Consider the following 11,227-nt stretch of genomic DNA (forward strand, 5'->3'; position numbering starts at 1 on the left):
CAGCGCCGATGCTCAGAAGCCCAGGATTTCCTGCCACCCAGGACCGAGAGGGAGAGCGCGTGACCGATCCAGCCGAGCGCGACACGGCACCGCTCGCCGTACGCGAGGCCGCCTGGTATCTGCCGGAGCCGATCGTGCCGGTCGCCGGGCTGGCGGCATGGGACGAGACCGAACTCAGCACCCGCGGCAGCCTGGGGATCGACACCGTACGGGCGGACGACCGGGTGAGCGCGGTGGACCTCTGCGAGCGCGCCGCGCGCCGCGCGCTCGACCGTTCCGGGCTGGACGCCCGGGAGTTGGGTGCTCTGATCCTGGTCGAGTCGCGGGCACCGGAGACCCTGCTCAGCTCCGAGGCGACCCGGCTGCAGCGGCTGCTCGGCGCCGACGCGGCGACGACCCTCACGGTGGGCGGGCTCGGCTGTGTCTCGATCAGCGCCGCGCTGATCACCGCCCGCGGGCTGCTGGCCGGGGACACCGCCATGGACAACGTCCTGGTCGTACACGGCAGCAAACCGGCCGCGGCGGTGCGCTACCGCCACCCCGTGACGGTCAACGGCGACGGCGGCCAGGCGCTGCTGCTCTCCCGGCGCGGACCTGTCCGGATCCTCGATATCGCGCAGCGGACCAACGGCCGGTACTGGGACCTCTTCCAGGTGAAGTACCGGGACCGGCCCACCGCGCAGTGGCGCGAGGAGTGCGGCGACCCGGCCACCTACTCCTTCCGGCTCGCCATGGAGACACGCGGCGCGCTCTCGGCGATGCTGCGCGGGGTCCTGGAACGCAACGGTCTGCGCCCGGCGGACATCCGCGGCTACCTCAGCCACAACCTGTCCGAGGGCAGTTTCACCTTCACCGAGGAATCCCTCGGCATCGACATCCTGCCCGTCTGCCGGGAGAACCTCCGGCGCTACGGACACCTCGGCTCGAACGATGTCTTCCTGAACCTCTACACGGCCCTGGAGCGCAAGGAACTCGCCACGGGGGACCGCGTCGTACTGATCAACGCCAGCCCAGTGGCCGCCTGGAGTCTGCTGCTGGTCGAGATAGGACCACGGGAGGGTGTGGCGTGAACGGCATCACCGGGATCACCGAAGAGGTCACTCAGTTCCTGACCGCGGCCCTCCGCCGGCCGATCGGCCCGGACGACGACTACTTCGCGATGGGCCTCGCGGACTCGCTCTTCGCGCTGGAGCTGGTGACCTTCGTCGAGGAGCGCTTCTCGTTCACCGTGGAGGTGGACGACCTCGACCTGGACAGCTTCCGCACAGCCACCCGCATCACGGAGTTCGTGCTCCGCAAGACAGGGGCCGACCGGCTGACGGAAACCCATGACCAGGGTGCCTGACGCCGGGCCGCCCGGAGCCGGGCCGCCGCACGACACCCCGCCGCACGGCACCCTGCCGTACGACACCCCGCCGTACGACACCCCGGTGCACGACACCCTGATGCACGACGCGCCGGTGGTCGGTGGCCGGCCGGGAGAGGGTCAACAGGCCGCCGCGGAAGGGTCCTTGGTACGCGCTGCGGCCGAACTCGCCGCCGGGGCACGCGGTCCGGCGGCCGACTGGGACCGGGCCGGCGGACTGCCCGACTCCGTACGGAAGGACATGGCCTCGGCGGGGCTGCTCGGCGCCGATCTGCCGCCGCGGTACGGCGGAGCGGGCCTCGGCCCCGCGGCGCTCGGCGAGGCGGCCGCACACCTGGGCGGGGCGTGCAGCGCGCTGCGCGGGCTGCTGACCGTCCAGGGCATGGTCGCGGCGGCGCTGGCGCGCTGGGGCACCCGTGAGCAGCGCGCCGACTGGCTCCCGAGGCTGGCGAGCGGCGAGCTGACCGCGGGCTTCGCGGCCACCGAGCAGGCCGCGGGCAGTGCGCTCGGGGCCGTCGAGACCCGTATCGACGACCCGGGCGACGGCGCGGACATCGAGGTGAGCGGTCGCAAGAAATGGATCACCTTCGGGGCGGTCGCCGATGTCTTCCTGGTGCTGGGGAAGAGCCGGGGCAAGCCGGCCACCGTCCTCGTCGAGGCGGACCGTACGGGCGTGAGCCGGGAGCCGGTGACCGGCCAGCTGGGCATGCGCGCCGCGTGGATCGCCCATGTCACCTTCGACGCGGTGCGGGTCCCCAGGAACCATCTCGTCGCCCCGCCGGGGCTCGGGCTGTCCCATGTCGCGGCCACCGCGCTCGACCACGGACGCTTCACGGTCGCCTGGGGATGCGTGGGCATGGCCGAGGCGTGTGTCGCCGACGCCGCCTCGCACGCGGCCACCCGCTCCCAGGGCGGTGTGCCACTCGCCGACCACCAACTGGTCCGCTCCCTGCTGGCCCGCTGCGCGGTGGACACCGCCGGCGCGCGTGAACTGGCCCGCAGGGCGGCGGAGTTCCGCGCGCCGGGCCCCGGCCGGGGCGTCATGGAGACCATCGTCGCCAAGTACGCGGCCGCCGCTGCCGCCGCCTCGGTCAGCCGCGACACCGTACAGATCCTCGGCTCGGCCGGCTGCGAACCCGACAGCAGAGCGGGCCGCCACTTCCGGGACGCCAAGATCATGGAGATCATCGAAGGAGCGCAGCACGTGTCCGAACTCCACATAGCCGATCGCCTTCTGCGCCAGTTCGGCGCTCCGCCCGCCTCCGGCACGCGCCATCCCGGGGAGCCGGCATGACGCCGGACCAAGGCGCCCCCACGCGCCCCCCGCTGACCGCCCCCGTCGTCAAGTGCCTGGTGTGGGACCTGGACGACACGCTGTGGGACGGGGTCGTACTGGAGAACGACGACCCGGAGCCCTTCCCCGAGGCCCTGGAAACCCTCAGCGCCCTGGACAAGCGGGGCATCCTGCACGCCGCCGCCAGCCGCAGCGAACACACCGCCGTCACCCGCCATCTGACGGAACGCGGCCTGGACGACTGGTTCTGCGCGGTGCGGATCGGCTGGGGCGACAAGTCCGGCGCGCTGCGCCGTATCGCCGAAACCCTCAACATCGGCCTGGACACCCTCGCGTTCGTCGACAACGACCCCGCCGAGCGTGCGGAGGTCGAGGCGGCGCTGCCCATGGTCCGGTGCTACCGGGCCGACGAGGTCGGCCGGCTCCCGGACCGCGCCGAATTCCAGCCGGAACAGGTCACGGAGGAGGCGTCCCGGCGACGCGCGCTCTACCGCACCGAGTGGCGGCGCCGGGAGGCGGAAGAGGAGTTCGGCGAGGACCGGCAGGCCTTCCCATCAGCTCAACAGCACCGGCCTGACCTACGACGCGGACGAACTGCGGGCGCTGAGCGCGTCCCCGGACCATCAGGTGCGGGTGGCGCGGCTCAGCGACCGGTTCGGTGACTACGGGATCATCGGCCTGGCCGTCACCGAACTCACGCCCGCGGACTCGGTCCTGCGGCTGATGCTGATGTCCTGCCGGGTCGCCTCACGGGGTGTGGGCGGTGTCCTCCTCAACCATCTGGTCCGGGAGGCACTGGCGGAGGGCCGCCGGCCCGTCGCGCACTTCGTACCCACCGACGTCAATCGGAACATGCTGGTCACCCTCCGGTTCGCGGGGTACCGGCCGGTCGCCACCGAGGACGGCCACATGGTGCTCGCGGTCCCTCAGGACCGTCCCGTTCCGGAGCACCCCGGCCACACCCGTGTGATCACTGGCGCGGAGTGAGAAGACGGAGTGAGGAGACGGAGTGAGAGAGGGGGAGAGCACGGTGGTGTACAGCTACGCGCGCGACCGCGACGGAGCCGCCGGGACACGAGCCCAGGCGCTGACCACGGCGGAACAGGCGCCGACCACGGCGGGACAGGGCGCGATCGCGGCGGATCAGGGCTCCGTCCTGGCCGCCTTCCGGCGACAGGCCGCCCGCTCGCCGGAGACGACCGCCCTCATCATCGGGGACGCGGCCCTCACCTACCGCGAACTCGACCACGCCTCGGCCGGGCTCGCCCAGCTCCTGCGGAAGCGCGGCGCACGGCCGGGCCGGGTCATCTGCGTCCGCGTCGAGCAGAGCGCGCTCGCCGTGATCGCGGTACTCGCCGCCCTGCGGACCGGTGCCGCCTGGGCAGCGCTCGAACCGGACCTGCCGGTCTCACGCGTACGGGCGCTGTTCCGGGACACCGACTGCGCGGTGGTGCTGAGCACGGGAGACGACCCGGCCATGACGGGCCCGGTCAACCCGCCGGAACGGCTCGAAGCCGCCGGACTCCGGTTACCCGACCTCATCGCGACGGGCGCACGCGTCACGGACGCCGACGAGGCGGATCCGCCGGTCTCCGAGGACGCCCCCGCCTATCTCGTCTACACCTCGGGATCGACCGGGCTCCCCAAGGGGGTCATGGTCAGCCGTGCCCAGCTCGCGGCGTCCATCGGCCCCCGCGCCGGGGTCTACGGCACCGAACCCTCCACCTTCCTGATGGCGATGCGGCTGTCGTTCGGCGGCATGCTCGGCGGCATGTTCTGGTCGTTCCGCAACGGCCACACCCTGCTGCTGCCCGATCTGCGGCAGCTGAGACAGGTTCAGGAACTGGCCCGGCTGGCCGGCAGACACCGGGCGACCCATCTCATCGTCGTTCCCTCGTACTACCGGGCGCTGCTGGACGAGAGCCGGCTGCTCCCCGATTCGCTGCGCCTGGTGGTGGTCGCGGGCGAGGTCTGTACGCCGGAGCTGGTGCGTACCCATCACGAGCGGCTGCCCGGGGTGCGACTCGCGAACGAGTACGGCCCCACCGAAACCATCATCTCCTGCACCGTCGAGCCCGACCCGGACGCTTCCCGGCCACGGATCCCCATCGGCCGGCCCTGGCCGGGCGCCGAGGCATGGGTACTGGACGACCGGCTGCGCGAGGTACCCGCCGGGGTGGAGGGCGAGCTGTACATCGGCGGCGCGTTCGTGGCCCTCGGCTACGCCGGACAGCCCGGCAAAACGGCCGAGCGGTTCGTCGCGGACCCGTTCGGGCGGCCGGGCGCGCGCCTGTACCGCACCGGTGATCTCGCCCTCGTCGACGAACGGGGAGCGCTGCACTACCACGGCAGGACGGATCTCCAGGTGAAGATCCGTGGCACGCGTATCGAACCCGGCGAGATCGAAAACGTCCTTGAGCGCCATCCCGCCATCGGCCAGGCGGTGGTGGTTCCTGAACCGGCCGAGGACGGCGAACCGCGGCTGATGGCCTTCATCACGCCCGCCGGGCCCCAGGTCACACCGCCCGGCGGCATGGCGCTGCGCCGGCACTGTCTCGAACATCTGGTGGAACAGGCGGTGCCCACGATGTTCGTGCCGGTCGCGCGGATGCCGCTGAACGGCAGCGGCAAGGCCGACCGCGCGGCGCTGCTGCGCGACTCGGTCCCGGCGGGCGGAAGTGCGGGGGGACCCGGTGACGGGTCCGGACGACGGCCGGACGGGCGCCGACGCCCCATGGGAGGGGTGGACCGGCCACCGGCGCACGATCGGCGCCATCTGGGCGGCCGTCCTCAGACAGTCCGAGACCGGGCCCGACGACAACTTCTTCGCGGTCGGCGGGAGTTCCCTCAAGATCATCGATTTGTACTCCCGGCTCAACCGGCGCTGGCCCGGGGTACTGCGCATGGGGGAGCTGTTCGACCTCATCACCATCTCCGCCCAGGCGGAGGCGATCACGAGCCGCGTGGACGCGGGCGCGGATGTACGGCGAGAAGACCTCACACCCCCGACCGCTTATGAGCTGTGAAGGCAGGGTGGCGCATGAACGGGATGGTGACATGAGCGGGACGGGCACGGCGAACGAGAGCGACGCGGCGCGGGAATACGGTGCGACGCGGGCGAGGCCGGCCGTCGCGGTCATCGGGATCGCCACGCGCTTTCCGCAGGCGGACAGCCTCGACGCGTTCCGGGCGAATCTGCGCGATGGCGTCGACTCGGTGCGCCCGATACCGCCCGAGCGGGTCGAGTCCACCTGTCTGGACCCCTCCGTGGACTACCCGGAGCTGGGATATCTGGACCGGATCGATCTCTTCGACCATGAGTACTTCGGTCTGTCGCGGCGCGAGGCGGAGGTCACCGACCCGCAGCACCGGCTCGCCCTCGAACTCACCCACGAGGCCCTGGAGAACGCCGGATACGCCCCCGAGGGCCTGCGCGACAGCCAGACCGCCGTGATCTTCAGTTCCCCCAGCAACGGTTACGCGCCGCTGGTCCGCGAGCACGGCACGCTCAGCATGATCGGCAACATCCCGTGCGGACTGCCCGCCCGGGTCTCCCACATCTTCGGGCTCACAGGGCCCTGCTACGGCGTCGACACCGGCTGCAACGGATCGCTCGTCGCCGTACACCAGGCCTGCCGGGAGCTGCGTGACGGCGACGCGCGGTACGCGGTGGCCGGCGGGGTGAGCCTGCGTCATATCGTCGCCCCCGCCGCCACCGCGGCGGCCTTCCCCGGCATCAGCTCGCCGACCGCCAGGTCCCGTGCGTTCGACCACGCGGCGGACGGAGCGGGCGGCGGTGAGGGCGGCGCGGTCCTGCTGCTCACCACCTTGGAGCGGGCGATGGCGGACGGCGCGTTCATCCACGCCGTGATCCGCGGCAGCGCCGTCGTACACAACGGCCGGCACTCCGCCACCATCAGCACACCGAGCGCCCGGTCCCAGGCGGAGGTCATCCGCAAGGCGTGGCGCAGCGCGGACCTGGACATCAAGACGGCCGGGTATGTCGAGGCACACGGCTCGGGTACGCGGCTCGGCGACGCCATCGAGGTGGAGGGACTGGCCCTCGCCCGCCCCGGCGACCGGCGCGGCCTCGCGGTCGGATCGGTGAAGACCAACCTCGGACATCTGGACCACGCCGCGGGAATCGCCGGGCTGGTCAAGGCCATCCTCAGTGTGCGGCACGGTGAGTTGTACCCCTCGCTGCATTTCGAACGGGCGCCGGAGGAGATCGACCTCGACGGCGCTCGTCTCGATGTCGTGACGTCGGTCAGGCCCTGGCGGGACGAGGTGCGCCGCGCCGGTGTCAGCTCGTTCAGCCTCGGTGGCATCAACGCGCACTGCGTGGTGGAGCAGGCGCCGCCGACAGCCGTACGGCACGCACCGGACACCGGCGATGACGAGGCGCGGTTGGTCGGCGTCTCCGCCCGTACGCCCGCCGAACTCATCGCCCAGTGCGAACGGCTCTCGCTCGAACTGCGCCACAGCACCCAGCCGTTGGCCGATATCGCCAGGACTCTGAACGAGGGACGGGAGCATCACCCCTACCGCGTCGGCGCGGTCGCCCGCCGGACCGCCGAACTGGCCGTCGTACTGGCCGCCGAGGCCACCTGGCGGCGGCTGGAGGCCCCGGGCACGGCGGTGTCCCCGGGGGCCGGCCGGACCGAAACCCGGCGCGCCGCCGCGCCCCGCGTGGTGTTCCTGTTCTCCGGGGACGCCGACCCCGGCCGGTCGCCGGAGACGGGCCCCCTCCCGGACCCGCTGCCCGAGCGATTGCCCGTACCGGCCGATCGCGCCGCGATGGTACGTGGCCAACTCGCCGCGTACACCCGGCTCACCCGGGCCGGAGTGACCCCCGACGGGCTGATGAGTTCCGGGATCTCGCGCTACACCGTCCGGCATCTCCAGAACACCCTGACGCGCGCCGACACCACGGCGCTGGAACGGGCCACGAGCGGCCAGGACCCGGCTGTGGCGGGCAACGCCCTCCGGCTGGAACAACTGCGGGCGGCGGCGGACGAACAGCTGGGGGCCGGTCCCGTCGTCTTCGTCGAACTGGCGGTCCGTGGCGAGCTCGGCGAGCGGCTGTCGGAGTATCTGGACGGCCGCCCCGCCGCCCGCGTCCTGACTCTGGAGTCCGGTAAGGACGGGGCGCTCGACGTGCTCGCCCGGCTCTACGAGCTGCGGTGGGATCCCGACTGGCCGGCGCTGACGGCGGCCGCGGGCGGACGCGGGGGCGGCGCGGGCCGCCGGGTCCCGCTGCCCGGCCACCGGCTCCGGGGCGTCCGCTGCTGGGCCCGGCCCGTGGGCGACCTCATTTCCTTCGAGGGGTTCGGAACGGCCGCGCCGACGGCGGCGTCCACCGAGGCCGCGCTTCCCCCGGCGCCCATCGCCGAGCCTGTCCATGTCCCGGCGCCTGTGCGTGTCCCCGCGCCCAGGCCCGTTCCGGCACCGGTCGCGGCCCCCGTACCCGTCCCCGCGGCCCCCGACGCGCTCGCGTCCGAGCCCGGTCCGAGTGCGCCGTCCGGCTCCCGGACCCAGACCGTGCTGAGCTGGCTCCAGGAATCCCTCACCGATCTGCTGCGCGCGGACGAGGTCCCCGCCGACGCCGACTACTTCTCCATCGGCGGGAACTCCGTCATCGCGCTCCAGCTCGTCCAGGGAATGGAGCGCCGCTACGGCGCTCACCTCAAGCTGGTCGACATCTACGACCACCCCGTCGTCGGCGACCTCGCGGACGCCCTCTCGGCCCGGCTGCCGCAGCCCGTGGCGCCCGCCGCCCAGGGCGACGGCCCCGCGCTGCCGCCGATCCTCCCGGGCGAGGAACTGGTGCTGTCCTACGGGCAGGAACGTATGTGGTTCCACCACCAGCTGGACCCGACCACCACGCTCTACAACCTGCCGGGCGTCTCCCGTCACCGCGGCCCGCTGGATCCCGACGCCGTACGGCTCGCCTGGGAAGATCTCGCCCAGCGGCACGAGACCCTGAGATCCAACTTCGTCGAGGCCGACGGGCGACCCCGGCTGGTGATCCGGCCGGAGCTGGGCGACTTCTTCCGGTACGAGGACGTCTCCGCCGGCCCGGACCCCGAGGCCGCGGCGCGCGCGGTCATCAGGACCGAGACCGGCTGGGTGTTCGACCTCGCACATGACTCGCTGGTCCGGGTGACGCTGGTGCGCGTCGCGCCCGACGAGTATCTCTTCTGCTGGGCGATGCACCACGCGGTCAACGACGGCTGGGCGCCCCAGATCCAGATGAAGGAGTTCCTGGCGTTCTACACGGCCCGCCTGGCGGGCCGCGTACACCGGTTCGAACCGCTGCCCGTGCAGTACAGGGACTACGCGCGCTGGCAGCGGGAACTGCTGGAGGGCTCCCGGCTCGACGGTGAACTGGACTACTGGCGCGGGCGATTGAGCGACCCTCCCGCGCTCGAACTGCCCACCGACCGGCCGCGCGCCACACGGATGGACTTCGCCGGCGCGTCCCACGGGTTCACCATCCCCGGCGAACTGGTCAACGGGCTGAGGGCCGTGGGCGGCCGGGAGACCGCCACGCTCTTCATGGTGCTGCTCACCGGCCTCAATGTGCTGCTCTCGCGCTGGTCCGGTCAGCGGGACATCGTGATCGGCACCCCGACCATCGGCCGCAGCCGCCCCGAACTGTGGAACCTGCTCGGCTTCTTCAACAACACCGTCGCCCTGCGTTCCGACCTCTCCGGCGACCCCGGCTTCCGGGAACTGCTGCGCCAGGTGCGCGGTGTGGTGCTCGGCGCGCTGGACCATCAGGAGATCCCGTTCGACAGGATCGTGCGTGAGATCGCGCCGGAGCGCGATCCCAGCCGGAACCCGATCTTCGATGTGATGTACGTCCACCAGACGCTTCCGGCGGGCCTCGCGTTCGGCGAGGACCTGTTCGGTCCGGCCGGACACGAGGACACCGGTCCCTACTTCCCCGGACTGCCGAAGGGAACGGCCAAGTTCGACCTCACGGTGGTCGTCGCCGAGCGGGCGGGCGAGGAATCCCTCGACGTGGTGATCGAGTACGCCACGCAGCTCTTCGACGCCGGCACGGTCGAGGCCCTGGCGGCGTCGCTGATGGAGCTGCTGCACGCCGTCGCGGCGGACGAGGACACCCCGTACGGGGAGATACCCGTCCGGCCGGCCCCCACCCGGCGCACTGTCACCGTGCCGGCCGGCGGCGAGCCGGCCGTCATCGAGTCCGCCGCCCCGGACCCCCCGGCACCGTCCGTCGTCTCCGGAGACCCGGTCAGCGTCTGCCTGGAGCTGCGCGGCGAGGTGGACGGCGCGCGGCTGCGGACCGCGTTCCAGGAACTGGCCGAGCGGCACGCGCTGCTGCGCCCCGTACGCGGTGACTTCTTCACCGCCGTCGACATCTCCGACCGGGACGAACCGCGGTCCGCCGCGCGTGAACTCGCGCTGGCGGAAGGGCGGCGGCCGCTGGGACCGGTGGCGGGCCGTCCGCTGCGCGCGCTGCTGATCACCACGGGCCCCACCGAGCACGTCCTTGTGGTGACCACCCACCCCGCGGCCTATGACGGAGGGCAGCCCGGTGTGTTCTTCCGGGACCTGTTCGCCCTGTACGGCGCACGACTGCACGGACACCCGGCGCGACTGCCCGCACTGCCCGAACTCCCCCTCCCGTACGAGGAGTACGCGCGAGGCCAGGACGATCCGCCGGCGGACGGGCCGCTCAACGGCCGGCTCGACCACTGGAAGCACACCCTCGCCGGGCTGCGCGCCTTCGACCTGCCCGCCGACCGGCCGCGCCCGCTGGCCGGTACGGGCGCCTGCGCCGCCCACACCTTCCGGATTCCGGGAGAACTCGCCGTCGAACTGGGCCGCGCCGGGGCCCGGGAGGGGCTGCTCGCGGGTATCGCCACACTCCTCGCCCTGCGTTCCGGGACGGAAGAGGCGGTCATCGGACTCACCACGGCGCCGGACGCCGGGGATCCGGGAGGCGCCGGGGATCCGGGAGGCGGCGGGAATCCGGCGGGCGGCCGGGAGCGGACCGGGACCGACGAGTTGATCGGCCCCTTCGCGCGCACGCTGCCGCTGCGCGTCCCGCTCGCCGACGCCCCTTCCTTCGACCGGCTCACCGAGCGGATCCGAGAGGTGGTCGCCGACGCCGAGAGCGACCGGGATGTGCCGCTCGCCGATATCGTCCGCGCCGCCGGTGTGCCTCAGGAGCCCGGGCGGGCGCCGCTCTTCGATGTCGTCTACGCCCACTACCGCCTGCCCGTGGCGCTCGGCGCGGCGGCCGGCGTCGAGGCCGGGGCCGTGCGCTGGCCGGGGGAGGAAGCGGGACGTCTCACCCTGCCCACCACCGGTACGGCCGGTCACGATCTGGCCTGGTCCGTTGTCGAAGGCCCCGGACCGGAGGTGTTGCAGGTCTCGGTGGAGTACCGCACCGAGCTGTTCGACGCCTCGACGGTCACCGCCTTGGCCGACGATCTGGTCGCCCTCGTACGCGCCGCCCTCCGTGAGCCCGCCGCGCCACTGTCCCGCCTGTGGTTCAGCGCCGCCGCCTCACTCGCCGACTGACATCCCGG

Annotated in this window: 7 protein-coding genes and 1 pseudogene; all 8 read left to right on the top strand. The window is 72.7% G+C overall.

The genetic code is table 11. The annotated features are described in order from the left end of the window. Positions 1–59: 59 nt before the first annotated feature. The 8 genes and pseudogenes from ACFRMN_RS12665 (at position 60) to ACFRMN_RS12700 (ending at position 11,219) form a co-directional block, all read left to right on the top strand. Positions 60–1,070: a 3-oxoacyl-ACP synthase III family protein gene (locus tag ACFRMN_RS12665; protein ID WP_383017539.1), complete on the top strand. Its 1,011-nt coding sequence runs from the start codon at positions 60–62 to the stop codon at positions 1,068–1,070. After that, entirely contained in the window at positions 1,067–1,345 is a 279-nt protein-coding gene (locus tag ACFRMN_RS12670) for an acyl carrier protein (protein ID WP_383017541.1), read from the top strand. The genes ACFRMN_RS12665 and ACFRMN_RS12670 overlap by 4 nt, the downstream gene beginning before the upstream one ends. Continuing rightward, the gene (locus ACFRMN_RS12675) at positions 1,329–2,660 is read left to right on the top strand and encodes an acyl-CoA dehydrogenase family protein (RefSeq protein ID WP_383017544.1); all 1,332 of its coding nucleotides are present in this window, start codon (positions 1,329–1,331) and stop codon (positions 2,658–2,660) included. Before ACFRMN_RS12670 ends, ACFRMN_RS12675 begins: the two co-directional genes overlap by 17 nt. Continuing rightward, positions 2,657–3,322, top strand: coding sequence for an HAD-IIIC family phosphatase (locus tag ACFRMN_RS12680; protein ID WP_383017547.1), 666 nt, complete (start codon positions 2,657–2,659; stop codon positions 3,320–3,322). The genes ACFRMN_RS12675 and ACFRMN_RS12680 overlap by 4 nt, the downstream gene beginning before the upstream one ends. Continuing rightward, on the top strand, positions 3,294–3,647 hold the full coding sequence (locus tag ACFRMN_RS12685; RefSeq protein WP_383017550.1) for a hypothetical protein: 354 nt from the start codon (positions 3,294–3,296) through the stop codon (positions 3,645–3,647). Before ACFRMN_RS12680 ends, ACFRMN_RS12685 begins: the two co-directional genes overlap by 29 nt. A 46-nt stretch (positions 3,648–3,693) precedes the next feature. Next, positions 3,694–5,280 (top strand): annotated as a pseudogene (locus ACFRMN_RS12690) (amino acid adenylation domain-containing protein); the annotation flags it as partial. A 73-nt stretch (positions 5,281–5,353) separates the two neighbouring features. After that, positions 5,354–5,686, top strand: a complete 333-nt coding sequence (locus ACFRMN_RS12695) for a phosphopantetheine-binding protein (protein WP_383017849.1) — start codon at positions 5,354–5,356, stop codon at positions 5,684–5,686. A 31-nt stretch (positions 5,687–5,717) separates the two neighbouring features. Then, positions 5,718–11,219 carry a condensation domain-containing protein gene (locus ACFRMN_RS12700; protein ID WP_383017553.1) on the top strand — a complete coding sequence of 1,834 codons (5,502 nt, stop codon included), beginning with the start codon at positions 5,718–5,720 and terminating at the stop codon, positions 11,217–11,219. The last annotated feature ends 8 nt before the right edge of the window (positions 11,220–11,227 follow it).

The organism is Streptomyces sp. NPDC056835, assembly GCF_042789485.1.
Classification (GTDB): Bacteria; Actinomycetota; Actinomycetes; order Streptomycetales; family Streptomycetaceae; genus Streptomyces.